The organism is Halomonas salsilacus, assembly GCF_051216275.1.
Taxonomy (GTDB): domain Bacteria; phylum Pseudomonadota; class Gammaproteobacteria; order Pseudomonadales; family Halomonadaceae; genus Halomonas.
The window spans coordinates 244,357-270,795 of the sequence record NZ_JBPKAQ010000002.1 but is presented as its reverse complement, the minus strand read 5'-3'; the positions used below and the strand labels follow the sequence as shown (position 1 = coordinate 270,795).

Annotated in this window: 24 protein-coding genes and 3 tRNA genes; 14 read left to right on the top strand and 13 right to left on the bottom strand. The window is 63.4% G+C overall.

The window, feature by feature from the left end:
- The first annotated feature begins 11 nt into the window (after nucleotides 1-11).
- Entirely contained in the window at nucleotides 12-965 is a 954-nt protein-coding gene (locus ACR80S_RS04670) for a hypothetical protein (protein WP_435399350.1), read from the top strand.
- Between the two features lie 156 nt (nucleotides 966-1,121).
- Here ACR80S_RS04670 and ACR80S_RS04665 read toward each other — a convergent pair whose 3' ends face one another.
- The 3 genes from ACR80S_RS04665 to ACR80S_RS04655 form a co-directional block, all read right to left on the bottom strand.
- Nucleotides 1,122-1,487: a hypothetical protein gene (locus ACR80S_RS04665; protein WP_435399349.1), complete on the bottom strand. Its 366-nt coding sequence runs from the start codon at nucleotides 1,485-1,487 to the stop codon at nucleotides 1,122-1,124.
- A 212-nt stretch (nucleotides 1,488-1,699) separates the two neighbouring features.
- Nucleotides 1,700-1,775, bottom strand: a tRNA-Thr gene (locus ACR80S_RS04660).
- 36 nt (nucleotides 1,776-1,811) lie between these two features.
- Nucleotides 1,812-2,636: an acyl-CoA thioesterase gene (locus ACR80S_RS04655; protein ID WP_435399348.1), complete on the bottom strand. Its 825-nt coding sequence runs from the start codon at nucleotides 2,634-2,636 to the stop codon at nucleotides 1,812-1,814.
- 83 nt (nucleotides 2,637-2,719) lie between these two features.
- On the opposite strand from ACR80S_RS04655, the gene tadA reads away from it, so the two are divergent.
- A complete protein-coding gene (gene tadA, locus ACR80S_RS04650; RefSeq protein WP_435402666.1) occupies nucleotides 2,720-3,178 on the top strand; it encodes a tRNA adenosine(34) deaminase TadA in 459 nt (152 codons plus the stop codon).
- A 1-nt stretch (nucleotide 3,179) separates the two neighbouring features.
- Here tadA and ACR80S_RS04645 read toward each other — a convergent pair whose 3' ends face one another.
- Both ACR80S_RS04645 and mltF read right to left on the bottom strand, forming a co-directional pair.
- Nucleotides 3,180-5,168 carry a GGDEF domain-containing protein gene (locus tag ACR80S_RS04645; RefSeq protein WP_435399346.1) on the bottom strand — a complete coding sequence of 663 codons (1,989 nt, stop codon included), beginning with the start codon at nucleotides 5,166-5,168 and terminating at the stop codon, nucleotides 3,180-3,182.
- Complete coding sequence (gene mltF / locus ACR80S_RS04640) at nucleotides 5,134-6,606, bottom strand: membrane-bound lytic murein transglycosylase MltF (RefSeq protein WP_435402665.1); 1,473 nt, start codon at nucleotides 6,604-6,606, stop codon at nucleotides 5,134-5,136. The genes ACR80S_RS04645 and mltF overlap by 35 nt, the downstream gene beginning before the upstream one ends.
- Nucleotides 6,607-6,781: 175 nt before the next feature.
- On the opposite strand from mltF, the gene purL reads away from it, so the two are divergent.
- Nucleotides 6,782-10,756: a phosphoribosylformylglycinamidine synthase gene (purL, locus tag ACR80S_RS04635; RefSeq protein WP_435402664.1), complete on the top strand. Its 3,975-nt coding sequence runs from the start codon at nucleotides 6,782-6,784 to the stop codon at nucleotides 10,754-10,756.
- Between the two features lie 59 nt (nucleotides 10,757-10,815).
- Here purL and ACR80S_RS04630 read toward each other — a convergent pair whose 3' ends face one another.
- The gene (locus ACR80S_RS04630) at nucleotides 10,816-11,352 is read right to left on the bottom strand and encodes a hypothetical protein (protein WP_435402663.1); all 537 of its coding nucleotides are present in this window, start codon (nucleotides 11,350-11,352) and stop codon (nucleotides 10,816-10,818) included.
- A gap of 255 nt (nucleotides 11,353-11,607) precedes the next feature.
- Between ACR80S_RS04630 and ACR80S_RS04625 the strand changes: the two genes are divergently transcribed.
- From ACR80S_RS04625 to ACR80S_RS04600, 6 genes are all read left to right on the top strand, one after another.
- On the top strand, nucleotides 11,608-13,500 hold the full coding sequence (locus ACR80S_RS04625) for a DEAD/DEAH box helicase family protein (protein WP_435402662.1): 1,893 nt from the start codon (nucleotides 11,608-11,610) through the stop codon (nucleotides 13,498-13,500).
- Between the two features lie 108 nt (nucleotides 13,501-13,608).
- Nucleotides 13,609-14,532 (top strand): segregation and condensation protein A, encoded by a 924-nt coding sequence (locus ACR80S_RS04620; protein WP_435399341.1) that lies wholly within the window; start codon nucleotides 13,609-13,611, stop codon nucleotides 14,530-14,532.
- Nucleotides 14,529-15,443: an SMC-Scp complex subunit ScpB gene (gene scpB / locus ACR80S_RS04615; protein ID WP_435402661.1), complete on the top strand. Its 915-nt coding sequence runs from the start codon at nucleotides 14,529-14,531 to the stop codon at nucleotides 15,441-15,443. The genes ACR80S_RS04620 and scpB overlap by 4 nt, the downstream gene beginning before the upstream one ends.
- A complete protein-coding gene (rluB, locus tag ACR80S_RS04610; protein ID WP_435399339.1) occupies nucleotides 15,440-16,297 on the top strand; it encodes a 23S rRNA pseudouridine(2605) synthase RluB in 858 nt (285 codons plus the stop codon). Before scpB ends, rluB begins: the two co-directional genes overlap by 4 nt.
- A 74-nt stretch (nucleotides 16,298-16,371) precedes the next feature.
- Nucleotides 16,372-16,447, top strand: a tRNA-Lys gene (locus ACR80S_RS04605).
- A gap of 30 nt (nucleotides 16,448-16,477) precedes the next feature.
- Nucleotides 16,478-16,553 (top strand) — tRNA-Lys (locus ACR80S_RS04600).
- Nucleotides 16,554-16,731: 178 nt separating this feature from the next.
- On the opposite strand, the gene ACR80S_RS04595 is transcribed toward ACR80S_RS04600, so the two are convergent.
- The 3 genes from ACR80S_RS04595 to ACR80S_RS04585 form a co-directional block, all read right to left on the bottom strand.
- Nucleotides 16,732-18,045: a peptidoglycan-binding protein gene (locus ACR80S_RS04595; RefSeq protein ID WP_435399338.1), complete on the bottom strand. Its 1,314-nt coding sequence runs from the start codon at nucleotides 18,043-18,045 to the stop codon at nucleotides 16,732-16,734.
- 93 nt (nucleotides 18,046-18,138) lie between these two features.
- A complete protein-coding gene (locus ACR80S_RS04590) occupies nucleotides 18,139-18,300 on the bottom strand; it encodes a hypothetical protein (RefSeq protein WP_435399337.1) in 162 nt (53 codons plus the stop codon).
- 91 nt (nucleotides 18,301-18,391) lie between these two features.
- Nucleotides 18,392-19,498 carry a diguanylate cyclase domain-containing protein gene (locus ACR80S_RS04585; protein WP_435399336.1) on the bottom strand — a complete coding sequence of 369 codons (1,107 nt, stop codon included), beginning with the start codon at nucleotides 19,496-19,498 and terminating at the stop codon, nucleotides 18,392-18,394.
- A 551-nt stretch (nucleotides 19,499-20,049) separates the two neighbouring features.
- Between ACR80S_RS04585 and ACR80S_RS04580 the strand changes: the two genes are divergently transcribed.
- The gene (locus ACR80S_RS04580) at nucleotides 20,050-20,808 is read left to right on the top strand and encodes a Crp/Fnr family transcriptional regulator (protein WP_435399335.1); all 759 of its coding nucleotides are present in this window, start codon (nucleotides 20,050-20,052) and stop codon (nucleotides 20,806-20,808) included.
- A gap of 179 nt (nucleotides 20,809-20,987) precedes the next feature.
- A complete protein-coding gene (locus ACR80S_RS04575) occupies nucleotides 20,988-21,710 on the top strand; it encodes a Crp/Fnr family transcriptional regulator (RefSeq protein ID WP_435399334.1) in 723 nt (240 codons plus the stop codon).
- A 178-nt stretch (nucleotides 21,711-21,888) separates the two neighbouring features.
- Here ACR80S_RS04575 and ACR80S_RS04570 read toward each other — a convergent pair whose 3' ends face one another.
- From ACR80S_RS04570 to ACR80S_RS04555, 4 genes are all read right to left on the bottom strand, one after another.
- Complete coding sequence (locus tag ACR80S_RS04570) at nucleotides 21,889-22,395, bottom strand: PRC-barrel domain-containing protein (RefSeq protein ID WP_435402660.1); 507 nt, start codon at nucleotides 22,393-22,395, stop codon at nucleotides 21,889-21,891.
- Nucleotides 22,396-22,946: 551 nt separating this feature from the next.
- The gene (locus tag ACR80S_RS04565; RefSeq protein WP_435402659.1) at nucleotides 22,947-23,228 is read right to left on the bottom strand and encodes an ElaB/YgaM/YqjD family protein; all 282 of its coding nucleotides are present in this window, start codon (nucleotides 23,226-23,228) and stop codon (nucleotides 22,947-22,949) included.
- A gap of 46 nt (nucleotides 23,229-23,274) precedes the next feature.
- A complete protein-coding gene (locus tag ACR80S_RS04560; RefSeq protein ID WP_435399331.1) occupies nucleotides 23,275-24,438 on the bottom strand; it encodes an AI-2E family transporter in 1,164 nt (387 codons plus the stop codon).
- 167 nt (nucleotides 24,439-24,605) lie between these two features.
- Nucleotides 24,606-25,064, bottom strand: coding sequence for a PRC-barrel domain-containing protein (locus ACR80S_RS04555; protein WP_435402658.1), 459 nt, complete (start codon nucleotides 25,062-25,064; stop codon nucleotides 24,606-24,608).
- A 300-nt stretch (nucleotides 25,065-25,364) separates the two neighbouring features.
- Here ACR80S_RS04555 and ACR80S_RS04550 point away from each other — a divergent pair, with 300 nt between their 5' ends.
- The 3 genes from ACR80S_RS04550 (at nucleotide 25,365) to ACR80S_RS04540 (ending at nucleotide 26,351) form a co-directional block, all read left to right on the top strand.
- Nucleotides 25,365-25,526 carry a hypothetical protein gene (locus ACR80S_RS04550; RefSeq protein WP_435402657.1) on the top strand — a complete coding sequence of 54 codons (162 nt, stop codon included), beginning with the start codon at nucleotides 25,365-25,367 and terminating at the stop codon, nucleotides 25,524-25,526.
- On the top strand, nucleotides 25,523-25,915 hold the full coding sequence (locus ACR80S_RS04545) for a PRC-barrel domain-containing protein (RefSeq protein WP_435402656.1): 393 nt from the start codon (nucleotides 25,523-25,525) through the stop codon (nucleotides 25,913-25,915). Before ACR80S_RS04550 ends, ACR80S_RS04545 begins: the two co-directional genes overlap by 4 nt.
- 220 nt (nucleotides 25,916-26,135) lie before the next feature.
- On the top strand, nucleotides 26,136-26,351 hold the full coding sequence (locus ACR80S_RS04540) for a DUF3185 family protein (protein WP_435402655.1): 216 nt from the start codon (nucleotides 26,136-26,138) through the stop codon (nucleotides 26,349-26,351).
- Nucleotides 26,352-26,439: the final 88 nt, after the last annotated feature.

Sequence of the window (26,439 nt, the reverse complement as noted above, 5' to 3'; positions counted from 1 at the left end):
GGGGATTGATCATGAAACTCAAGGTGACTTTGATTGCAGCTGCAATTGCCATGTCTTCAGGCTATGCCATGGCGGATGTTAACGAAGCCATTACCTATCAGAAAGGCTGGGGCAATGATGCATCCGTTGATCAAACAAGCGGCATGCGTCACTACGCCGATATCTGGCAGGACGGTGTCAAGAATACCAGTGACATTGTTCAGCGGGGTGACCGTCACAACGCGGTGACCGACCAGTTTGGTACAGGCAATGATGTCCAGGTAGATCAGCGCGGCTCCAGCAACTCTGCTTATCATTTTCAGGACGGCTGGTTTAATAAGTCCAGTAGTGACCAGCGAGGCAGTCGTAACACTGCGACCGTTCATCAGTTTGGTGCTGGCAACAGTTCCAGCGTGGCACAAAATGGTAGCCGCAATGATGCCGACGTCTGGCAGAACGGCATGATGAACCGCTCTGCGGTCGATCAGCGTGGCAGCTATCAGCAAGCTACCGTAACCCAGAGCCACTTTGGCAACAGCTCCGATATCGAGCAGCGCGGCCATCATCAAAATGCTGATGTGGACCAGTCCGGTAGCAAGAACTCATCTGACATCAGCCAGAGTGGTGATGGTTGGTTCGCAGGTTATAACTATGCCTCTGTCAACCAGTCAGGCTACTACGATAGCTCCACAATCGACCAGTCCGGCTTCGCCAACGTTGCCAAGACTACGCAGAGTGGCTTCAATAACGATGCCGATGTGAGCCAGAAAGGCACCAAGAACTACTCAAAGGTCGACCAGTCAGGCTGGAATGATATTGCCAGCGTAGATCAGCAGGGGGCTTTCAACGTCTCCAAGATCACTCAAGCAGCCGCAGGGCCGATGAGCTGGATGAGCAACAATGCTACCCACATCCAGCAAGGCTTCAAAAATGTTGCCACCTCTCAGCAACATGGTGGCGGGAATACTGCTCGTATCGTCCAGTAATACTGGTAAAGCAAGAGCAATATGAAAGCTGGCCTCACCTTCGGGTGAGGCCAGTTATTTTTGGTGCACCAAACATGGCGCACCACAAAAATAACTGGCCTCGGGATAACCTTGTAGCGAAAGTTTCCTAAGGTGAAGTGGTTATCGGCGGAGCGTTTAGCGCACGGATAGCTGCATCACGCTGCCAACGCCCTCGGCGCGTGAGGTGCTGAGGTTGCCGCCCTGGCGAACTTCAAGTGCGAGGCTGCCTTCGCTCTGCACAGTAATCTCCAGAGTCACTCCCTCCCCGGGATATTCCAGCTGTGTGGGTACCGAGCCGTCCAGCGGGTAAGTATCTGACTCACTATTGTTATGGATAGTCAGACTGCCGCTGTAGCGTGTGCCGTGCGTGCCAGAGATGTTGATTTGAATCATCTGCTTTATGTCCTGTTGAATGACTTGTGTCTGTCGCGCCATCCCCGACGATAGATCTGGAACCATCACGGCTAGCGTGGCCAGGACAAGCCATAGGGTAGGCTTCATCGATTGTTCCTCCTCTCAGGCCGGGGTTGCCTGCGGGTACTTTCATTATTGATCGGAATCCTTATCGGTCGGAACCCCTTAGTCGCTCAGAGCAACGCCGGGTCCAAGCGAGCCCGGGCGAGAGAGGTTAGGCGATTTCGGCTGGGCTTCTCCCCGGTATTCATGGGATCTAGTGCATGCGACGTTGTTGCTGGTGTGGCGACGATCGGGTCTGGTGCCGCAAAGAGGATTCGAACCTCCGACCTGCGCATTACGAATGCGCTGCTCTGCCAACTGAGCTATTGCGGCGCTGGGGACGATGGTAGCGTTGCTGCGGCGTTTCGCCTAGTCCCCGGCGGGCTTGCGTAGCCGGGTGAGACCCTCCTGGGCGGAGGATGCCACCAGGCGGCCGTGACGGTCATAGATGCTGCCGCGGGTGAAGCCGCGGGCGCCGCCGGCCCAGGGGGTGTCCATGTCGTAGAGCAGCCAGTCGTTGACCCGGGCATCGTGGTGAAACCACAGCGCGTGGTCGAGGCTGGCGATCTGCAGCTTGGGGTCGCGGTAATCGAGGCCGTGGGGCACCAGGGCCGTGGTCAGCAGGTTGAAATCGGAGCTGTAGGCCAGCAGGTGGCGATGCAGGGCCGGGTCGTCGGGCAGTTCGCCGGCCAGGCGGAACCAGACCCGTTTGTGGGCCGGCTGACCGGCCTGACTCTCCTCGCCGGCCAGCAGGAACTCGATGGGGTGGCTGTCGAAGCGCACCAGGCGCGCACCCTGTTCGGCCAGGCGCTCGGGAGATTCCACCTCTGGCATGGCCGTCTGGTGCTCGAAGCCCGACTCCTCGCCGTGGAAGGAGGCGCTGCAGAAGAAGATCGGCCGGCCCTTCTGGATGGCGGTGACCCGGCGGGTGGTGAAGCTGCCGCCGTCGCGCACGGCATCCACCTGATAGACTACCGGGTGGTGGGGATCCCCCGGGCGCAGGAAGTAGCCGTGGAGCGAGTGGGCGCGGCGCTCTGGCGCTACGGTCTGGCTGGCCGCCGACAGCGCCTGCCCCAGCACCTGGCCGCCGAATAGCTGGGGCAGGCCCAGGTCCTGGCTGGCGCCGCGGAACAGGGCCTCCTCCAGGGGCTCGAGGGCCAGCAGCCCTACCAGGGTATCGAGGGAGTTGGGCATGGGTGCAATCTCCGAAGGCAGCCTTGGCCACACCGGGCCAGTCATACGGGTGTTTTATCCCAGTCTACATGGAGTCGAGGGCGTTGCGCAGCGATGAGTTCTACATGCACCGGGCGCTTGACCAGGCCCGGCTCGGGCTTGCCGCCGGGGAGGTGCCGGTGGGGGCGGTGGTGGTGGATGCCGGCGGCGAGATCGTCGGCGTCGGCTACAACGCGCCCGTTTCCGGCCATGACCCCAGCGCCCACGCCGAGATTCGCGCCCTGCGCGATGCCGGTGCGAGGCTAGGCAACTATCGCCTAGACGGCTGCACTCTCCACGTGACCCTGGAGCCCTGCTTGATGTGCACCGGGGCGATCATCCATGCCCGACTGGCGCGGGTGGTCTATGGCGCCGCCGAGCCGCGCACCGGCATGGTGGAATCGAAGGCCAACCTCTTCGCCCAGCCCTGGTACAACCACCGCGTCGAGGTGGTCGGCGGCGTGCTGGCCTCCCGCGCCTCACGGCTACTCAGGGAATTCTTCGCCGCCCGGCGCAGCGAGTGAGTCAGCCGGTCAGCCTCACCCGATTTCGGCCGGCGGCTTTGGCGCCGTAGAGCGCCTCGTCGGCGGCATTCAACAGGTCGTCGACCACCAGGGGGCCGGAGGCACCTGTCGCCACGCCGATGCTGATCGTGAGCGGGGTGCCATCGGCGTGGGCCAGGCCGCTGGCCGCAATGGCCTCGCGCAGGGTCTCGGCGATCCGTATGGCCGCCTGTTCATCTCGGCCCGGCAGGTAGGTCACGAACTCCTCCCCGCCCAGCCGGGCGAAGAGTCCGCCGGCCGATGCGATCACTTCGCTGCCCAGGCGGCCGATCTCTCTCAGGTGGCGGTCGCCTTCCTGGTGCCCGAGGCGGTCGTTGATTTTCTTGAAATAGTCGATATCGCAGAGCAGCACGCTGAGGGGCTGGTGTGGATCGTGGTCGCGCAGCGCCTGCAGGAAGGCGCGGCGATTGGGCAGGCCGGTCAGCTCGTCGTGACCGGCCAGCCACTCGACCTCCTGCTGAAGCCGGGTGCGCTTGCGTATCTCGCGGCGCAGTTCGCGGTTGGAGCGCCTTACCGCGCGGTGCTGATTGACCATCTGCTGCTGGGAGAAGAGCACCAGATAGAGCAGTTGGGCGAGCAGCAGGCCCACCGTCAGGCTCACCACCGGCTGGCGGGGCAGGTCGCTCAGCAGGCGAGTGAGGGTGGGTTCGGCGAGCAGCGCCAGGGGGATGCCGGAGAGGTCCAGCTCGGCCTCCAGCTGCCAGGGCCCGAGTCGAGCCTCGGCGGGCTGGAGGGCGAGACGCTCGCTGCCATGGGACAGGCTGATCTGCTGAGCCCCGGGGTCGACGGTAGCGAAGAGCGTGTCGGCAAGGACGGGAAGGCTGACCACCATGGCCACGGCCCCATAGGGGCGGGGGTCATTGGCCAGGAAGATCGGCAGATAGTGGATAACCCCCGGACCGCCCTGCAGCAGTTCGATGATGTCGGTACGCCCCTCCCTGCCTTCACCCAGGGCTCGAGCGACCGCCTCACGGCCGGCGGGTTGTGCATCGAACAGCCGGGAGCCGAGCACCTGCAGGTTGTCCGCCACGGGAGGGTGCACGAGCTGAATGCGGCTGGCGCTGTCGATGAAGGCGACGTTGAGGAAGTAGCGGAAGTCACGCTGGTAGGGGGCCGCCTGAGTGGCCCAGTCGGTGGAGCCCGGTGTGCCGGCCGTGAGGCGCCAGACATTGGCAAAGCGGCGCATGGCCGCCAGGTGGTCTTTGATCTCCCGGGAGAGGCTCTCGGCCATCTGCACGTGTTGCTGGCCGATGCGGTCCACGAGCTCGCGTTCGCTCAGCGTTTTCTGCTGATGCCAGAAAAGTAGGCTCACCAGGGCCAGGCCCAGGCTCGGGAACAGGGCGCGGCTCAGCCTGAAGGACTGCTGCCTCCAGGCGCTGGTGACATCGACCCCCTGGCCCAGCAGCAGGGTCAGCAGGATGGCCTGTTCGAGCCAGGTGCCCCTCAGGGCCAGCAGGCCGGGTGCGTGCAGCGCCTCGATCGCTTGAGCCAGCAGCAGCAGGCCGGCGACCCCCAGCAGCATGGGGGCGCCGAGGCTGGCGCGGGTGCGAACCATCAGGCTGATCAGCAGGGCGGTCAGGCACAGGGTCAGCAGCAGCGGGGGGCGCCAATCCACTAACAGGCTACCGGCCACGATCCGGTTGGCCAGGTGATCCCAGCGGGCATGGGGGAGCCAGTGCTCCGGCAGCAGGTAGCTGGCGAGGCACAGCACCAGAAGCCCCAGGGCCGGCCACAGCAGGACCTGGGAGGCGGCGGGCCCCAGGCGATACCAGGCCAGCTGGCCCAGCGCGGCGATGACCAGCAGCACGGCGGCAGGCAGCGAGCCATACAGGCCCGTGGCGGCCAGGACCAGTGCGATCAGCCCCCCCAGCAGCGACGCCAGGCTGGCCAGGATGGCCCAGGCGCTTACCGGACGCTCACTGGTCAGGCGCGGGGGATGGAATGACGTCATGGCTCTCTTCCGGGTCGGGCAGCCGGGCGTTGAGCAGGTAGAACTGCTGCTGGCTGCGATCCACGTAGCTCAGTATCTCGTGATAGCGGCGGATGTTGCGCACGTAGATCACCGGCTCCCCGCCCCGAGCATAGCCGTGGCGGGTCTGACTGTGCCACTCGCGCTCCTGCAGCAGCGGCAGCGACTGGCGCACATCCGCCCAGCGATCCGGGTCGCCGCCGCGGCTTTCGGTGATGCGGCGGGCATCGTAGAGATGGCCGAGCCCCACATTGTAGGCGGCCATGGCCATGAACAGGCGATCTTCCCCGTTTATCGACTCGGGCAGTCGATCCTTTAACTCGCGCAGGTAGCGGGCGCCGCCGTCGATGCTCTGGGCGGGGTCCAGGCGGTCGCTCACCCCCAGGTCGCCGGCGGTGGGCAGGGTCAGCATCATCAGGCCGCGCACCCCGGTGGGGGAGGTGGCCTCGGGGTCCCAGTGGGATTCCTGATAGCCCACCGCCGCCAGCAGCTTCCAGTCGAAGCCGCTTTGGCGTGCGGCCTCGCGGAACAGCTCGGTGTAGGTCGGCAGGCGGTGATGGACATGCTGGATAAAGGTGCGCGCGCCCACGTACTCCAGATAGTCGTCGTGGCCGAAGTAGCGGGTGATCAAGGCGTCGAGCGCGCCCTCGTCGCGCAGTGCCTGCAGGAAGCCATTGGCCGCCTCCGCCAGCGCCAGGCCGCCCTTGGCGGGGAAGGCCCAGGCCATGCTCAGTGGCTCGCCCAGGGGAAAACCGCGCTCCACCCCCGGGAAGAACATCCGGTTGAGGCGGAACTGGTGCTCGAAGATCACCGCGGCATCGAGGCGCTCATCCTCGATCAGGCGCAGCAGCTCGGCCACCTCCAGCTCCTCCGTCTCCTGCCAGGTCAGCGCCGGATAGTCCGCCTTGAGCTCGCGCAGCACCCGGTCGGTGCCCGCGCCGGCCAAGGTGCCCAGAGAAAGGCCCGCCAGCCGGTCCGGTCCAGTCACCGGCGCCAGGCCGCGCCGATAGACCACCACCGGCTGCAGTTCGAGGATCGGCCGGCTGAAGATCACGCCGTCCAGGTCCGAAGCCAGCGGCAGGGCGGCGGCCCCCAGGTCGCCCTCTCGGCGCACGGCGTCGAGCACGCTGGCGATGTGATGGTCCGAGCGCAGCGCCAGGCTTACCCCCAGGTGGGCGGCGAAGCGGCGTGCCAGCTCGTACTCGAAGCCGGTGGGGCCCTCGCGTCCCTCGTAGTAGGTGGTGGGGGTGTTGCGGGTGTGCATCTGGAGGAATTCCCTGGCCAGGATCTCCTTCAGGTAGCGATCGTCGGGGGCTCCCGGATGCCCGGGCCACAGGCCGAGGGCAAGCGCCACGGCCAGACCCAAGGCAGGCAGGGCGGGGCGGCGGCGCCGGAGCGAAACGATCGGGGTCGGAGGCATGCGGGAGGCGGCTGGCGGAGTCGACCCCTCACCATAACCAGCCGCGGCGCGGCTGTCATCCGTGCGTTTTCTCGCCGCCGATTTCTACCGCCTCTGGCTTTCCAGTATCATGTGCGCTCCGTGCCGCTGGCTGCGGCCCCCGTCTTGATTTGATGATCTCCAGAGGCTCCAGGATATGCTCGAACTGCGTGGCGCCCCCGCCCTCTCCGCTTTCCGTCATGCCAAGCTGCTGGCCGCCCTGCGCGAGGCGGCGGCCGACGTCGAGTCGCTGCAGGCGGAGTACGTGCACTTCGTCGACCACGACGACGAGCTGTCCGGCAAGGACCTGGCCGTTCTGGAGCAGCTGCTTGACTATGGCACCCACCTCCCGGACGCTCAGTTGCCGGGCGGCCCGGCGGAGGGGAGCGCCGAGGGCCGGCTGTTCCTGGTGGTGCCGCGCATCGGCACCCAGTCGCCCTGGTCTTCCAAGGCCACCGACATCGCGCACAGCTGCGGCCTCGGCCAGGTGCGCCGCCTCGAGCGCGGCATCGCCTACCGGGTCAAGCTCAGGGGCATGCTCTCCGAGAAGGCCTTCGAGGCCATCCGCGCTACCCTCCACGACCGCATGACCGAGACGGTGCTGGCCGATGCCTCCGACGCCGCGCAGCTCTTCGCCCACCACGAACCGGCGCCGCTGGGCAGTGTCGATATCCTCGAGGGCGGCCGCGAGGCGCTGGTCGGTGCCAACGTCGCGCTGGGCCTGGCGCTGGCCGAGGACGAGATCGACTACCTGGTGGGGGCCTTCCAGCAGCTGGGCCGCAACCCTACCGACGTCGAGCTGATGATGTTCGCCCAGGCCAACTCCGAGCACTGCCGCCACAAGATCTTCAACGCTGATTGGGTGATCGACGGCGAGGCCCAGAGCCACTCGCTGTTCAAGATGATCAAGAACACCTACCAGGCCTCCCCCGCGGACATCCTCTCCGCCTACAGTGACAACGCCGCGGTGATCCGGGGCAGTGAGGCGTCGCGCTTCTTCGCCGCGCCGCTCACCGGCGGGGCGGACGAGCGCGCCGTCTATGGCAGCGTAGAAGAATCGATCCAGATCCTGATGAAGGTGGAGACCCACAACCACCCCACGGCCATCGCGCCCCATCCGGGCGCGGCCACCGGCGCCGGCGGCGAGATCCGCGACGAGGGCGCCACCGGCATCGGCGGCAAGCCCAAGGCGGGCCTCACCGGCTTCAGCGTCTCCAACCTGCGCATCCCCGAGTTCGTGCAGCCCTGGGAGGCCTTCGACTACGGCAAGCCGGAGCGCATCGTCTCGGCCCTTGCGATCATGCTCGAGGGGCCCATCGGCGGCGCGGCCTTCAACAACGAGTTCGGCCGACCGAATCTAGCCGGCTACTTCCGCACCTACGAGCAGGACGCCCTGGGCGCCAATGGCATCGAGCGCCGCGGCTTCCACAAGCCGATCATGCTCGCCGGCGGCTACGGCAACATCCGCGATGGCCACGTCCAGAAGGGCGAGATTCCGGTGGGCGGCAAGCTGATCGTGATGGGCGGGCCGGCCATGCTGATCGGCCTGGGCGGTGGCGCAGCCTCCTCCATGGCCTCCGGCACCTCCAGCGCCGACCTGGACTTTGCCTCGGTGCAGCGCGGCAACCCGGAGATCGAGCGCCGCGTCCAGGAGGTGATCGACCGCTGCTGGGCGCTGGGCGAGGACAACCCCATCCGCTTCTTCCACGACGTGGGCGCCGGCGGGCTCTCCAACGCCCTGCCGGAGCTGGTCAAGGATGGTGAGCGCGGCGGCCTGTTCGACCTGCGCGCGGTGCCCAACGCCGAACCGGGCATGAGCCCGCTGGAGATCTGGTGCAACGAGGCCCAGGAGCGCTACGTGCTGGCGGTGGCAGCCGAGGATCTCGACACCTTCGATGCCCTGTGCCGGCGCGAGCGCTGCCCCTATGCGGTGGTCGGCGAAGCGACCGAAGCGCACCACCTGACCGTACGTGACGACCACTTCGAGAGCCTGCCGGTCGACCTGCCGATGAGCGTGCTGTTCGGCAAGCCGCCGAAGATGACCCGCGAGTTCCAGCGTGCGCCCAACGTGCTGTCCGGCATCATGCTCGACAACCTCGATCTGCGCGAGGCCATGGACCGGGTGCTGCGCCTGCCCGCCGTGGCCTCCAAGAGCTTCCTGATCACCATCGGCGACCGCTCTATCACCGGCCAGGTGGCGCGCGACCAGATGGTCGGCCCCTGGCAGGTGCCGGTGGCCGACGTCGCCGTGACCACGGCGAGCTTCGACACCCATGCCGGCGAGGCCATGGCCATGGGCGAGCGCCCCCCGGTGGCGCTGATCGACCCGGCCGCCAGTGCCCGCCTGGCGGTGGCCGAGGCGATCACCAATCTGGCCGCGGCCCCCATCGAAAAGCTCGCTGACATCAAGCTCTCCGCCAACTGGATGAGCGCGGCCGACCACCCCGGCGAGAACCAGGCGCTGTATGACGCCGTCCACGCCGTGGGCATGGCGCTCTGCCCGGCCCTGGGCATCGCTATTCCGGTGGGCAAGGACTCCATGTCCATGCGCACCGCTTGGCAGGGGGAAAACGCGAAAGGCGACGTCGAGGAGAAGAGCGTCACCTCACCGCTGTCGCTGGTGATCACCGGCTTCGCCCCGGTCACCGATGCCCTGCGCACCCTGACGCCCCAGATCAACCTGGAGCAGGACGAATCCGACCTGATCCTGATCGACCTGGGCGCCGGCAGGAACCGCCTGGGTGGCTCGGCGCTGGCCCAGGTCTATGGCCAGGTGGGCGACGTCTGCCCTGACCTGGAGGACCCGGAGGATCTCAAGGCCTTCTTCGCGGTCATCCAGGGGCTCAATGCCGAAGGCAAGCTGCTGGCCTACCACGACCGCAGCGACGGCGGCCTGCTGATGACCCTGCTGGAGATGGCCTTCGCCGCCCATGCGGGCCTCGAGATCAAGCTCGACTGGCTGGTCGACGAGCCCGCCGAGGCGGTGAATGCCCTGTTCGCCGAGGAGCTCGGTGCGGTGATCCAGGTGAACCGCCGGGACACCGAGGCGGTGCTGGCCCAGTTTGCCGCCGCTGGCCTCGAGACCTGCGGCGTCATCGCCCGGCCCCGCTACGATGACCAGGTGCGCGTGACCCTCTTCGAGGAGCCGCTGCTGGAGACCACCCGGCTGCTGGCCCAGCGCACCTGGAGCGAGACCAGCTACCGGATGCAGGCGCTGCGCGACAACCCCGAGTGTGCCAAGAGTGAGTTCGACGGCCTGCTCGACGACCGCGACCCGGGCCTCACCGCCACGCCGAGCTTCGACGTGGACGAGGACGTCAGCGCGCCTTTCCTTCAGGCTCCCTATATCAACACCGCGCGGCCCGCGGTGGCGGTGCTGCGCGAGCAGGGGGTCAATGGCCAGGTGGAGATGGCCTGGGCCTTCGACCGCGCCGGTTTCGAGGCCGTCGACGTGCATATGAGCGACATTCTCGAGGGGCGCATCAACCTTGAATCATTCAAGGGACTGGTGGCCTGTGGCGGCTTCTCCTACGGCGACGTGCTGGGCGCCGGCGGCGGCTGGGCCAAGTCCGTGCTGTTCAACGAGCGCGCCCGGGAGCAGTTCGCGGCCTTCTTCGCCCGCGAGGAGAGCTTCTCGCTGGGGGTCTGCAACGGCTGTCAGATGCTGGCCCAGCTCAAGGCGCTGATCCCCGGCGCCGAGGCCTGGCCGCGCTTCGTGCGCAATGAGTCCGAGCAGTTCGAGGCCCGAGTCGCCATGGTCGAGGTGGAGGAGAGCCCCTCGATTCTGTTGGCCGGCATGGAGGGCTCGCGCCTGCCCATCGCCGTGGCCCACGGCGAGGGCCGCGCCGAGTTCCGCGACAGCGCCCACCTGCGCAGCATGCAGGGCAATGGCCAAGTGGCGCTGCGCTTCCTGGACAACCACGGCCAGGTCACCACCCGCTACCCGGCCAATCCCAACGGCTCGCCCTCCGGCATCACCGGTTTGACCACGCCGGATGGCCGCGCCACCATCATGATGCCCCATCCGGAGCGGGTGGTGCGCGCGGTGACCAACTCCTGGCGCCCGGCACAGTGGACCCGGGACGGCGCCTGGCTGCGCCTGTTCCGCAACGCCCGCGCCTGGGTGGGCTGAAGCGCGAGACGCCCACCACAGACGATACGGGAGGCGGCCTTCGGGCCGCCTCCCTTGGTTCAAGGTCCTGGTGCCATGCCGGTCAGGCGCGGCGGCGATCCAGCTGCCTGGCCCCCCCTCACGAGGCAATGCTCCCGCAGAATGGCCAGTTCCGCCTGTTTGTGGCGGGCAATGGCGACGAATTCGTGGCCCAGGGAGCAGCCCGCACCCAACTCGCCGAGCCGGACATAGAGCCGCTGGGACGCGGCGGCGTCGGTCATGGCCTGTGACAGGGCGCCCCGCGCCATGGCCAGGCTGCCGATCAGGCCCGGGGCCGTGGCAGCCGGCGCGGCAAGACGCGCGGCCGCGTTGGCGAGGGGGGTATCCAGGCCAAGATTCAGGCTCAGGCGGCGTGCGGCCCGGGCGAGGCCCGACAGGCGCATCTCGCACTCGATGCCCAGGGTGGCCATCAGCCGGCTGGTGGCGCTGCTGAAGGCCAGAAAACGGAAAGCGAGGTCGCGATAGCGCTCAAGTTCTGCATGCTCATGGTCGCCGGCGAGGGCCAGGAGCTCCTCGGGTAGCAGGTGGGGGGTAGCGCTTGTTGGAATTGTCGTCATGGCGGACTCCTCTGCTGGGGGGCGCGAAGTGAATACTCCTGCAGGCCATCCACGTTCGGGATGACCCGGATCAAGTTTCTGTGAGGTGAGTCCGCGAAGCGTCGATCACATACGCGGCCTGTCGGCAATGTCGTCGGTTTCCTGACCGTCCGGTCGACAACTCCCGGGGCCATCCTCTGCCCTTACCCGAATGCCCTGACGACGATGCGATGTCTCGCTAAGATGGGAGCCCCATCCCATCATTCCGGAATCTGCATGTTTGGCCCCGTCCCCCCCATGCCCCACTCCGCCGTGCCGACGCCCCCGCGCCTGCGCCCCTACCAGCAGGAGGCGGTGCGTCGGGTGGTAGCGCACTTTCGCGGCTCGGACGACCCCGCCGTGGTGGTGCTGCCCACTGGCAGCGGCAAGTCGCTGGTGATCGCCGAACTGGCGCGCCTGGCCCGGGGGCGGGTGCTGGTGCTGGCGCACGTGCGTGAACTGGTGGAGCAGAACCACGCCAAGTACCAGGCCTACGGCCTTTCGGCCGACATCTTCAGCGCCGGCCTGGGGCGCAAGGAGGCCGGCCGCCAGGTGGTGTTCGGCTCGGTGCAGTCGGTGGTGCGCAACCTCGAGCGATTCGCCGCGCCCGACCATCCGCGCGGCCCCTTCACCCTGCTGGTGATCGACGAGTGCCATCGGGTGTCGCCGGCGGAGGATGCCAGCTACCGCCAGGTGATCGACCACCTGCGCGAAGCCAACCCGCGGCTAAAGGTGCTGGGGTTGACCGCCACGCCCTACCGGCTGGGGCAAGGCTTCATCTACCATCGCCACCATCACGGCATGGTGCGCGGCGATGAAGGCACCTTCTTTCGCGACTGCGTCTTCGAGCAGCCGCTGCGGCTGATGGTCAAGCAGGGCTATCTCGCACAACCGGTGCGTATCGATGCAGCCGTTGAACGTTACGACTTTTCCTCGCTATGCCCGGCCGCAAGCGGCCTGTTCCGCGAGGAGGCGCTCAACCGAGTGGTGGCGGGCCACCGCGCCACGCCCGGCATCATCGCCGAGGTGGTGGCGCGCGCCGCCGACCGCCAGGGGGTGATGCTCTTCGCGGCAAGCGTCGCCCACGCCGAGGAGATCCTCGGCTACCTGCCGGCGGGTGAGGCGGCGCTGGTCACCGGCGAGACGCCCTCCGTCGAGCGCGAGCGGCTCATCAATGCCTTCAAGGCCCGTGAACTCAGGTACCTGGTCAACGTGGCGGTGCTCACCACCGGCTTCGATGCGCCCCACGTGGACCTGATCGCCATCCTGCGCCCCACCGAGTCGGTTAGCCTCTACCAGCAGATCGTCGGCCGCGGCCTGCGCCTCTCGCCGGGCAAGGGCGACTGCCTCATCCTCGACTACGCCGGCAATCCCTGGGACCTCTACGCCCCGGAGGTGGGCTCGCCGAAGCCGGCCGGCGACACCGAGCCGGTGCAGGTCGAATGCCCGGCCTGCGGCCACGCCAACCTGTTTTGGGGCCGGTGCGACGGCGACCTCGTCATCGAGCACTTCGGCCGCCGCTGCCAAGGGTTGATCACCGAACCGGACCCTTCTTTCGGGGCAGGCACCAGCCGGCGAGGCGCGGCTTCGGGGGCCCAAAAGAGAGGTGCGGTTTCGGGCGCTAGTAAAAAGCACCAGTGCTCGTTCCGCTTTCGCTTCAAGGTCTGCGACGGCTGCGGCGCCGAGAACGATATCGCCGCCCGGCGTTGCCACGGCTGCGAGACCCTGCTGGTGGACGCGGACGACAAGCTCAAGGAGGCGCTGCGCCTGCGCGATGCCCGGGTGCTGCGCGTGGCCGGCATGCAGCTCGAGGCCACCGTCAACGGCCGCGGCATGGCGCGGCTCAAGGTGACCTATCATGACGAGGACGGCACCACCTTGAGCGAGTGGTATGCCCTGGAGACCCCGGCCCAGCGAGGCGCCTTCGCCGCGGTCTTCCTGCGCTATCACCTGCGCGCCCCCGGTGTGGCGTTCCGTCCGGTCACGCCGGATGAGGTGGTCGCCGAGCAGCGCCGCCTGCGCCACCCCGACTTCGTGGTGGGCCGCAAGGTGGGCCGCCACTGCCAGGTGCGCGAGAAGCTCTTCGACTACGTCGGCCGTTATCGCAAGGCAGCCGAGGCGGCAGAATAGCGCCTGTCGGCTGGCCTGTAACGGGAGTCGTTGTCTCCAGGCTGTCTCCCGCGGCGCGCTCTTGCTAGACTGGCCAGTTGATTCCGCGTCCCCGGAGAGGCACGCCGCGTGAGCGCCACCCCCGATACCGCCAGCCCCGAGCAGAGCGTCGTCATGGCCCAGCAGGCCGCGGTGCTCGGGCGGCTGTTCGACGAGCCGATCACTGAGCTGCCGGAGGATCTCTATATTCCGCCGGAGGCGTTGCGAGTGTTTCTCGAGGCCTTCGAGGGGCCGCTGGACCTGCTGCTCTACCTGATCCGGCGTCAGAACCTCGATATCCTGGCCATCGATGTGGCCGCCATCACCCGCCAGTACATCGAGTACGTGGAGCTGATGAAGGCCATGGAGATCGAGCTGGCCGGGGAGTACCTGCTGATGGCGGCGATGCTGGCCGAGATCAAGTCGCGAACCCTGCTGCCGCGCCCCCCAAAGGAGGGCGGTGACGACGAGGAGGCGGACCCGCGGGCCGAGCTGATCCGTCGCCTGCAGGAGTACGAGCGGCTCAAGAATGCCGCCGAGGGCCTGGCCGAGCTGCCGCGGCTGGGGCGCGACTGGTTCCCGGCCAGTGCAGCGCTGCCGCCGCTGGAGAGCCGGGTGGTTCACCCCGAGGTGGAGCTGAGTGAACTGCTGGGCGCCCTGGCGGGCATCCTGCGCCGGGCCGAGCTCACCCAGACCCACCAGATCAGCCGCGAGGTGCTCTCGACCCGGGAGCGCATGCTGGCGATCATGGCGCGGCTCGGCCATGAGCACTTCACCCCCTTCGAGGCGCTGTTCCGCCTGGAGGAGGGGCGCGCCGGGGTGATCGTCACCTTCATGGCGATCCTCGAACTGGCCAAGGAGGCGATGATCGAGATCGTGCAGAACGCCCCGCTCTCGCCGATCCATCTGCGCGCTCGCGCCCCGGTGGAGGAGGGCGAGGCGGGTGAGCTGGACGACCTGGAGGCCGAGGGCGAGAGCGCCTTCGCGGACGATGACGAGGGAGGGCGGCCATGACCGCCATGGAATTTCCCGAGGCCCTGGACGAGATCCTGGAGGCCGCGCTGCTGGCCGCCGGCGAGCCGCTCTCCCTGGAGCGCCTCGAGGGGCTCTTCGACGATCACGAGCGCCCGCCCAGGCGGGCCCTGCGCGAGGCGCTGGAGCGCCTGGGTCTGCGCCACGGGCGTGGCGCCATGGAGCTGCTCGAGACCGCCTCGGGCTATCAGCTGCGCATCCGGCCGCGGCTCTCGCCCTGGGTCTCGCGGCTGTGGGACGAACGCCCCCAGCGCTACTCACGGGCGCTGCTGGAGACCCTGGCACTGATCGCCTACCGCCAGCCGGTGACCCGCGGCGATATCGAGGAGGTGCGTGGGGTCACGGTGAGCGGCTCGATCATGCGCACCCTGCTGGAGCGCGGCTGGATCCGCGTGGTGGGTCATCGCGACGTGCCGGGCCGCCCGGCGGTCTATGCCACCACGCGCAGCTTCCTCGACGACTTCGGCCTCAAGACCCTCGACGAGCTGCCGCCAATGCACGAGCTCAAGACGTTCGAGGAGCCGGGGTTGAGGGAAGAGGACGAGGCCCCACCGCCGCCTCAATACGAGCTGTTGGCCCAGGCCGACGAGGCGCCGGGAGAAAGGCTGGAAGAGGCGCCAGAAGCAGCGCCAGAAGCAACGTCGGGCATGACGCCGAGACAAGCGGCCGGTGACACGGAACAAGACGAGATATCCCCGGAGGAGCGGGCCGCGGTCGGCTCCCCGGATACGACGGCCGGGAGGGCCGACGACCACCACGCCGGGACGGCGTCAGAGCGGTCAGGGCTGAGCTTCGCCGAACTCGAGGCTCGCCTGACCGAACGTGCCCGGAGCCGCGTCGACGATGACGCTGCCCCGGGGGCGGAATCCACACCCAGTGAGAGCGATTCATGAGCACTACCAGCGAAAAACTTCAGAAGGTCCTGGCCCGCGCCGGGTTGGGCTCCCGCCGCGAGATGGAGACCGCCATCGCCAACGGCCGGGTCAAGGTCAACGGCCAGGTGGCCACCCTGGGTGACCGCATCGAGATGCGCGACCGGGTGCTCTTCGACAACCGGCCGGTGACCCTGCGCGGCGCCGACGAGGTGCCGCGCCGGGTCATCATGTACAACAAGCCCGAGGGCGAGCTGTGTACCCGCAAGGACCCGGAGGGTCGACGCACCGTCTTCGACCGCCTGCCGCGCCTCAAGGGCGAGCGCTGGATCGCCATCGGCCGCCTCGATATCAACACCAGTGGGCTCTTGCTGTTTACCACCGACGGTGAGCTGGCCAACCGACTGATGCACCCCTCTACCCAGGTGGAACGGGAGTATGCGGTGCGCGTCATGGGCCAGGTGACCCGCCAGAACGTCGTCGCCATGGTCGAGGGCGTGATGCTCGATGACGGTCCGGCAAGCTTCACCGACGTGCAGGAGTTCGGCGGCGAGGGCATCAACACCTGGTTCCACGTGGTGATCCAGGAGGGGCGCAACCGCGAGGTGCGCCGCCTGTGGGAGTCCCAGGGGCTCACCGTCAGCCGCCTCAAGCGAGTGCGTTACGGCAACATCTTCCTCGACAAGCGAGCCAAGGCGGGCGAGTGGCTGGAGCTCTCCCAGGACGAGATCGATGACCTGGCCGAGTTGGCCGGGCTGGCCTCGCGCAAGGTGCCGGACCTGACCCCGGACGAGAAGAACCGCTGGAATCGCGACAAGCACAAGCGCAAGCCGGTGCAGGCCATGCGCAAGCCCAAGACCCGGACTCGCCACTGATCGGCGGCTGGGTCAAAAGGAAAAAAGTCCTTGCCAGTCCGGGGGCAAATCAGTAATATTTGCTCCCGTTCGAGGGGTCGTTAGCTCAGTTGGTAGAGCAGTTGGCTTTTAACCAATTGGTCGTAGGTTCGAATCCTACACGACCCACCATCCGAACCTGCAGGCTTGTTGACAAGCATCGGGTCGTTAGCTCAGTTGGTAGAGCAGTTGGCTTTTAACCAATTGGTCGTAGGTTCGAATCCTACACGACCCACCAGTCATGGAAAAAAGCGCCGCCGCTTCTCTGGAAGCGGCGGCGCTTTTCTTCGTTATGCGTAAAACGCTCTGCGTTCTGCCTGGGCTCAGCCCCCACCCTCGGCTCTGTGGCTCGTCATGAGCGAGGGCTTCCCCAGGGCGTGATGCCGAGCCCTGATGTCAGGCGTTGCCGAGGGCGCTCAGCGATCCTGGAGTCGCACCCGGCCCAGGGTGTAGTCGCCCCCCTGATTGGCCAGCACGAAGCCCTGGAAGCGGTCGCCCAGTCCAGCGTCCCGCACCCGCAGAAGGCGCTGATCATCCACGTGGACCTGCATCTCCCCGTTCTCCTCGCGAGTCCAGACGATGCTGTGGAATTGTCCGTCCTCGAGGTCGAGTTGGCCTTCGTGGCGGGCAATCACCTCGACGCCTGAGGTGGTCAGCCTGACCAGGCTGAGCCCCGGGCTCGCACCGGGAGAGTAGACCAGTCGATAGCCGGTGCCGTCGGGCCGGTTGCCCTGGAAGAGCCCCAACTCCAGGCTGCCCGGACGCTGACGGGAGGCGATCTGCAGGTCCATCCTGAAGGCATTGTCGACCGGGGCGTTGACGAAGATGCGCGCCGGCTCCACGGCGATGGGCACCTCCTCGCGCCTGACGCTTCCCGTCTGCTCGAGGATCAGCTCCAGCATGGCCAGACCGATCTCCTCCGGTCGGTCGGCGCCGAGCCGGCGGGGTTCGCGATCGGTCCCGCGCTGTGTCGCCACGATGCTGCGCAAGCCGTTGTCGTCGACCTCGAAATCACCGCCAAGCACCGTCCAGGCAGGGTTGCGGCGGTAGTCACCGTCGCTGAAGTCGTCGTGCAGGGCGATGCGAGGCGAGAGGGTGGGTGGAGGCGGCGCGGTTTCCGTTACCGCCTCCCTCTGGGTCTGGCGCAGGCGCCTTAGCAGGTCGGACGTGGCGTGGCCGTCCTGGGTCAGGTCGATGTCGCCCTGGTACTCGCGTATGGCGTTGCGGGTCCGGCTGCCCATGGCGCCATCCACTGGCCCGGCATCATAGCCGAGTCGATTGAGCTCACGCTGAATCTCGGCGATGCCTTGCCGATCCGTCAGGGTCTCGATATCGGGCCGCGATGGCGGTGTCGCCGGTGAGGGTGCCTCTTCCGGCTGCCAGGCCCGTGCCGCCTGCTGCGCCTCGGCGATCTGTCCGGCCGTCATGCGGCTGGTCAGCGTATCGCGCGCCTCGGTGGCATGGCGATGGCCTCGCGCCGCGGCCAGGTTGTACCACTGGTGAGCCTGGACGAAGTCCTGGGGTGTCCCGCTGCCGGCCTCATGCAGGCGGCCCAGCATGTACTGGGCATCCGCATCGCCGGATCTGGCCGCTGCATCGAATACCTGGAGGGCCTGGCGGTACTCCTGGCGTTCGTAGTGGCGCATGGCCTCGGCGTAATCGGCGTGGGCCAGCCCGATGTGGCTGAACAGAAAGAAGAGGAGGGGAATGAGTACGTTGATGATGATCACGGGGCATCTCCAGTAGAGGGGGGCGGCATCGTAGATGTGCAGCCCGAGGACCTCACCGTACTGCCTTGCCCCTCGCCCCGCTCCTCACCTGAATCAACGAAGGCCGAGAACGGAGAGAATCACCAGCACGATGACGACTGCCCCTACGATATAGACGATACTGTTCATGAAGTGTACCTCTGTTGCGAACCGCCCCTTTTCAGGAAGCGGTGGAATGGTGGGTGACATGATGGCGTCGCAGTCCGTGCGACGCATAGTGCAACTCCCTGTACAGGCGATTCCTTGCCCCACTGATGACAGGATATCTATTGGCAGACACTCCATCTGTGCGCTGGCGTACATTCGGCTAGAAGTCGAAAAAACGCTGTGAGGGATGGGGGGGGTGATGCAGATCTGTCTCGGTCCGCCTGCGCTGGATGGGCTGGGTATTCATGTCGGCCGTGAAGCACTGGTGGCCGTTTCGGCCATTACGTTTGGTGTGATACATGGCCATGTCGGCGTTGTGCATGAGGGTGTCGGCATCGTCGGCATCATTCGGGTAGAGGCTGATGCCGATGCTCAGCGTGATGTGAAGCACATGACCCTGGAGATGAAAGGGCTTACCCAGCACGGCCAGCAGTTTTTGCGCAACGCTGCAGGCATCTTCGCGTTTTCTGATCTCGGCAAGCAGGATCACGAATTCGTCGCCACCCTGTCGGCAGACGGTGTCGATGTCGCGCATGCAGCTTCGAAGACGACACGCAACCTCCTGAAGCAGGCTGTCACCCACGGCATGGCCGAGCTTGTCATTGATCGGCTTGAAGCCATCAAGATCCAGATAGAGCAGGGCGACCAGATGCCGGTTGCGTCGGGCCAGGCCAATGGCGCGGGAGAGTCGTTCCGTCATCAGCGCGCGATTGGGCAGGCCGGTGAGGACATCATGCTGCGCGAGATAGGCCATCCTCTCCAGCATGGCCTGCGACATGGACGCATCCCGGAACACGATCACGGCACCGGTGACGCGACCATACGGGTCATGGATGGGCACCGCTGAATCCTCGATCTCGAGCCGGCTGCCATCCTGGCGGACCAGCGCGCGGTCCCGGGAGAGCCCCACCGCCCGGTTCTCCTCGATGGCCCGTCGTCCGGACGTCATGATGGTTTGATGGGTCTTGCCATCGACAACGTTGAGCACCCGCGAGAGGGGGGTTCCGATGGCCTCCGGCTCCGACCAGCCCGTCAGGGTTTCGGCCACTCGGTTCATGTAGGTGATCGACCCCTGCAGGTCGACGGTCACGACCGCATCGACCACGGCGTTGAGGGCCACCCGAACCCAGGGCTTCTCGGTATTCAGGGAGACTTCCTTGGAATTCCGAGCTACCGTGACGTCAAGTTTCGAGGCAGCCGTCTGGGCATAGTCACGCCAGATCGGGTGCTCGGTGCGAAAAAAAGCGGAAGGTCGCGGCTGAAGCATCGAGTCGTCCCTCATTCCCAAGGCCCGGAAACACGTATTTCCCAAGGGTCGCTCGCCCGTAGGATGGCCAGGGGCGGCGAGGCTCGGGGCGGCGCTGGAATCCGCGAGACAGGGGGCGTGATGATAAAATACGCTGTTGGTGCTGGCATGAATTGGCCTCCTTTCCGCCTGCGTACGAGTCTGCGTGGATCAGCATGACCCAATCCCTGGAACCAGGAGGGTGTACCGAGAGCCTAGTCCCGTGGCAGCGCCGAATCTGTGCGATAGCGTACATAGCGTTTGTGTGAAACTTCGCTAGAGTACAAGGAAAATGAGGGTGGCTGCGTGGTGGTTGTCAGCCGGAGACTAGAGACGCACAAAGCTAATTGACTGTTTAAAAGCAAGGAGATGCGCCATGAATAGTGATGCGGAGCAGTCTGCCGACCCTGTCCTGAGAATCTCCTGGGTGAGATCCTTAATGTCAGTATGGAGTAGAAGTATCCGTCAACAGTGTTATGTCCTCTCTATGTCTCGCAGGGTCGCAGAGATTCTCCATGATAGGAGCGCGAATCATGTCCCCGCATAATGCACCTAGTCAGAAACATACCCTGGCGGACGTGCAGCATGATCCCCGTCAAAATCTGCTGCTGGCGGCGCTGCCGGATGAAGACTACCAGCGCCTTGTGCCCAACCTCGAATGGGTCGATCTGAAACTCGGGGATTCGCTGGTCGAGTCGGGAAAGATGATGCGCCATGTCTATTTCCCGCTGGATTGCATCGTATCGCTACTGTGCGTCATGGAAGATGGGAACTCGACGGAAATTGCCGTTGTTGGAAACGAGGGCATCGTTGGCATCTCGCTGTTCATGGGCGGAGAAACCACGCCGAGCCGAGCCATCGTGCAGAGTTCCGGCAGCGCCTATCGCCTCCGGGGGCCGCTGATAAAGGAAGAGTTCTATCGTGCGGGTCCCCTGCAGAGACTGCTGCTGCGTTACACCCAGGCGCTGATCACGCAGATGGCACAGACGGCGGTCTGCAACCGGCATCACAGCCTGGATGAGCAGCTGTGTCGCTGGCTGTTGCTGAGCCTGGATCGCTTGCAGACTAATGAGTTGGTAATGACCCAGGAGCTGATCGCCAATATGCTGGGCGTCCGTCGAGAGGGGGTCACCGCGGCGGCCGGCAAGCTGCAGAAAGCCGACCTGATCTCCTACCATCGTGGGCATATCACTATTCTGGACAGGTCCGGGCTGGAAGCGCGGGTCTGTGAATGCTACGAGGTCGTCAAGAAGGAGTACGACCGGCTGCTTAACTATAAGCTACCCGGCTGAAGGCCTCTCCTCCTGTTCCTGTCGAGCCTGGCGCTCGAGCTGCGCGTCACCTGCGTGTGTCTCCTGGCGCACCGACGGCGTGAGGGTGCAAATGCCAAGGTTCGGCCATCGGTCTATTGGTGATTCTCTGATGGCTTGCCATGTGTCGATTTCCGATGCTTTCAATCAGGAGTGTACACATGACGCCTTCACCCCTCGGCACGATGTCCAACCACCTGATTGACAGCCTGACGTTTCAGGAAAGGGCATCATTACTTGCCGATTGTGAGGCCATCGAGCTGAGGCTCGGCGACGTGATCACCGAGCACGGAGGTAAACTTTTGCATGTCCATTTTCCACTCGACAGTTTCATTTCCCAGATTGCCAGCCTGAGTGACGGGAAGCAGCTGGAAGTGGCGATGGTCGGCAGTGAAGGGATGTTGGGGACGCCCCTTATGCTGGGTGTCGATGAGTCACCCTGGCTCGCCCTGGTACAGGGGGCAGGGACGGCACTGCGCATGCCGGCGGATCTCTTCGGCCGTCACCTGGAGCAGAGCCCTGCGCTGCAGGCGCTTCTGAAACGCTATCTCTATGTGGTCATGCATCAGTTGTCCCGGGTGGCGGGATGCACTCACTACCATCTGGTCGAGGCACGCCTGGCGCGATGGTTGCTGATGACCCAGGATCGTGCGCATTCGGATCGGCTGCATCTTACCCATGAGTTCCTGGCCATGATGCTGGGCGTGCGTCGTTCCGGTATCACCCTGGCCGCCATGGCGCTTCAGGCACGCCGGCTGATCAGCTATCACCGCGGGGATATCGTGGTGCTGGATCGGGAGGGGCTGATCGAGGCCTCCTGTGGCTGCTATGTCGCCGACCGAAGCCTCTATCGTCGGGTCATCACCGAAGGAGGCGCTTCATGAGATCGGCCGGCACGCCAGGGTGTCCCCTTCAGGGTGATGAGGGCTAGCCATCCCCCTGGGAAATGGCAAATAACAGCCAGGAATGACACCAAGACAGCGGGGGCACCAAGTGCCCCCGCTGACTGTGGATTGGATCAATGCCGTTTGTGGATAGGATCAATCCCGACTGTGGATAGGATCAATCGCGCTCGTACTTGGGCGAGTCGCGCAGGGAGTCCTCGTCCACATCGGTGTAGAACACGGATTCGTCATCTTCCACGACATGGTCGATCTGGTCCCAGCTCAGGCCAACGTCCTGTCCGCCGAGGCCCAGGAAGGTACCGGTCTTGACCACGACGCCGACGATGCGGCCATCTTCGCCGATGACCAGGTCCTCAATCTCGCCAATGTCCTCATCTGAAGCGCGATGCTTGATGTTCTTGCCGATGATGTCGTCGGCATAGAAGGCACCCGCGGGCTTACCGCTCATCTGCTCGCCGGACATGCCCTGCTGGCCGGACATGCCCTGCTGGCCGGACATGCCTTGCTGGCCGGACATGCCTTGCTGGCCGGACATGCCTTGCTCGCCGGTACGCTGTTCGCCGTCTGCCTTCACGGTGTCATGCTTGTCTGCAATTGCCGCGGTGCTGAGGGCCAAAGCCGGGACAAAAACGGCGGAAAGTATAAAAATTGTTAGCTTCTTCATGATGTTTCTCCACAGATTTATGTCTGTTTTCCGGATCCTTCTGGATCTAGAGAGCAGTTCCCGTTTCGCGAGAATGCCACTTCATTCTGGTTATAAAATAGTGGCTCGTCGGTGCGATGGCGCACAAATCCATGAAAGTATTTAAAAATGAAGAAAATGGAGGAAGATATCAAGAACAAGGTAGTGTTCATGTTATTAATAGTAAATTTCTGAGATTAATAGTGTGCGATAAAAGAAGCATGCGAATAATAACAAGGGGGAATCGATAGCATAGGAATTCACGTGCAGATATGATGATATGGTAAATCCTGCTGACATGGTTTTTACACTGTTTTTCCGTACCAAGTAATTGATAAAATATAATAATATGCTAAACGAAATAACGATAGCTGTAGCGTAATAATACAACAGGGCGGTAACGTCGACCAACACGCTGCCACCCGTTGATATCTTATTGCTACAAGCGTGTTTTTACGCCTGCTCCTGCTCTTGATTGTCGCCTCTTGATTGTCGCCACGAAGCGCCATTATCGGCGTTATGGGCAACAAAAGTTAACGGCGGCGCGTCAGTGTCTTGTACAGCACGCCAGCGACAAACGCGAGGCCAATGGAGGTCAGCGGCTTGTCGCGAACATAGGTATTGACACGTTCCAGGACATCATCGGCTCGCTCACGCCCATGGGTTGCTGCCTCTCGTACACGCTCATCGGCGTGGGATATGTGCTCTCGAGTGTATTCCTCGGCCGTGCCGGCGGTCTGGGCGGCTCGGTTCAACGCTTCGTGAGCCTTTCCAGCAACTTGGTCTGTGATTTCGTGCTCGCTTGATTTCATCATGATCGTAGCCTCTGTTGTTGCCATTTAGACGGGCAAAGATGCTCCGTCATGTTTGGCGATCATCGTCGCCAAAAGTATCGGTGAGTATCAGCCGTTCGGGTTCATCAGTCCATATCGTGGTGGGTAGCTGGCTTTTCACATGCTTCCCGAGGGCGACGAGGAACGCCGTCAGGGGGACGGCGAGGATCATGCCGATGACACCACCCAGAGCAGTCCCCCAGAACAGGATTGACATCACGACCAGAGCCGGGTGCAGGCCCGAGCGGTCGGCCATGATCTTGGGTGTAAGCAGGAAGCTCTCCACCAGCTGAGTGACAGCGATGACCGCCAGCACGAGCATGACGAGCTGGCTGCCGCCGTCGGGCTGAAAATAGGCAATCGGCACTACCGTAACGGTGCCGACGATGAAGCCCAGGTAAGGCACGATATTCAGCAGCCCCAGGGCAATGCCGAAGTAAATCGCCGCCTGGAGCCCGGCGAAGGTAAAGCCAACCGCCATCATGACGCCCATGATCAGCGCGATGGTCAGCTGCCCTCGGAAAAAGGCGGTGACGTAATCGATAAAGAGCTGAACCAGATACAGCACCTCGTTCTGTCTCTTTTGCGTGAACACAAACAGCATGCCCTTGGCGCTCTTCTTCATTCTGTCGCCGGAGAGCAGCGCAAAGAAAAGGTAAAGAGGGACAAAAAAGAGACCTACCATGAAGCCGAGGTAGGTCATTGTGCGGTCGGCGGCTTCCTCGGCGTCCGGAAGAATCGAATGGAGCTCCATGCGTGAAATAGCGTCTTCCATTACCGGAAACGCTTTCGGGAAGCTATACGAAAGACTGTCGTGGCCGCGCTCGGCCATCTCAGGCACTGAGTTGAAGAACTGACTGCCTTGATTGATGGCTGCGGGAACAACCAGCATCATCAGCGAGAAAAACAGGCCAAACAGGATGACAAAGAGGGTAATTACGGCGCCAAGCCGATTCATTCGCAAGTGACGCTCGAACAGCTCCACAACCGGGAATAGTACCAGTGCAAGCACGCCCGCGATGGCCAGGGGGAAGACCAGGGCATGCAGGGCGCCGAGGATTTGTCCAAGAACCCAGATAATCAATCCGACAGTGCTGAGAAGGGTGACGGCGCTGAGAGCGACGATGGTGAAGCGAAGCAGCCGTTTCTCGCCGGGTGCAAAGTCGATGTAGGTTCTCTTCTCTGAGCTCATGGAGTTTCGTTGACCTCTATGTACGGACCTGTCAGGCGTTTATTCCTCCGTGGATGTTGGGGTGTGTGCGGAAGCTCCGATCACCGAGGCACCCCGTTGCGTAAATTTCACATCACAGTTGTTGATTCAGCGGGAGAAGCGCCTTGCATTCGCTCGCTAAGGTTGTATCAATCGCGTACAAATTCAGGTGAGTTTCGAAGGCTTTCCTCATCAACATCCGTATAGAACACCGGCTCGTCATCTTCCAGGATGTGCACGATGCGATCCCAGCTCAATCCAACGTCCTGTCCGCCGAGACCCAGGAAGGTACCGGTCGTCACCACGATGCCAATGATGCGGCCGTCTTCGCCGATTAGTAGATCCTCGATCTCGCCAACGTCCTCATCTGACTCGCGGTGCTTGAGGGTCTTTCCGATGACATTGTCGATGTAGAACGCACCCGCAGGCCTGCCTACCATCCCGGCACGCTGCTCTTCGATATGCTGATCACCGGTAGGCTGTCCACCGGTGCGATGCTCGCTGAAGGGATCTACATCGTCTCGGTCATCCGCTATGACGGCTGTGCCAAGTGCTAACGTCGGTACAATTATAGCGGAAAAGAGGCATGATATTAGCTTCTTTTTCATTGTTTTATCCTTTATTAGATAAATTAAAACTAATTTTCTGGTTTTCGAGAAAAGTCTTTGATTAATAGATGTGTCATTTCAGCGTAGGCACAAGAGGAAGATCTTTCGGTGCGCTACCACACACAGTCTCCTCACTGTGACACTGGCGCCTTGGAGGTTCGCCTGAAAATGATTCCCTGTAGGTACGGCACCGCACAGACCTGGCTTTCAGCTACCGCTAACTTGAAATCATTCCCTGAATTTACCTGAAATATTGGTGAGAGGGAAAGACCAAGTCAACAGTCAACTGGAGATCAGCTCGTGAACAAGAATCCGGTCGAAAAGAGTGCGGGTGATAATAAGGCCAAAAAAGGTGCCGATGGCCATCACACGGAAAAGAAGGGTGGCACCGAGAAACATGGCGAAAAGGATGGGGCCGTGTTGAAAGATATTAACGATAATGCCAGGAAGGATAAGAAATGAACGAATCAAATATTCAGCAGAGTGATAGTTACGTCGCCACCGATGACAGGCAGGTTGGTGCCATGTTGTTGAGTGCATCCACCATAACGGGTGATAATGTTTATAACCTTCAAGATCAAGAGCTGGGCAAGATTCAGGACGTTATGCTCGATGTGACTGAGGGAAAGATACGTTACGCAGTCCTGGCGTCGGGCGGTTTCATGGGTATGGGAGACCGTCTGTTTGCTGTTCCCTGGAAAGCCTTGAAGCACGACGAAGCGAATAAACGTTTCATTCTTGACGTCGACGCCGAGCGATTGAAGGATGCCCCGGGATTCGACAAGGAACAATGGCCGAATATGGCTGACACCAGCTGGAACTCGACCGTCGAGACTTTCTACGCCAGGTGATGGAATCGCTCAGTATGCTGAGCGTGGATGGCCTGGACAGTATTGGGTGTCCGGGCCAGTCATGCCTGCATGGCCATGTCACATTGAAAAATATTATTTATAATCGTTTCCATGTTAGCCTGAAGAGTAACTTATTTATAAGGATAGCCTAATAAAATGCCCTTGGAAAAAGTTACCCTGAAAAGTAATAATTGAGTTCAGAAGCAACAGGAAAATTGAAATGGCGACTAACCGAATTCTGGCCTTTGTGCTGATCGTTGTGGGAGCCATCCTCCTCTTCTTTGCATATCAGTCATCCCAGAGCCTTGGCGATCAGGTGACCGAGGCCGTGACTGGCCGTTTCACTGATGCCACCATCTGGTACATTATCCTGGGCGCAGCGTTTGCGGTGGCCGGTATTGGATTGTTATTATTTGGTAAATCCTCAGGCAGGTAATTCATGAATTCGCTGTGTTGCATGATATCTGGTGTTCCTTGGTGAACTCAGCAGCAGGCCGAGGGTTTGTTGGGTGTTTATTAGGCTT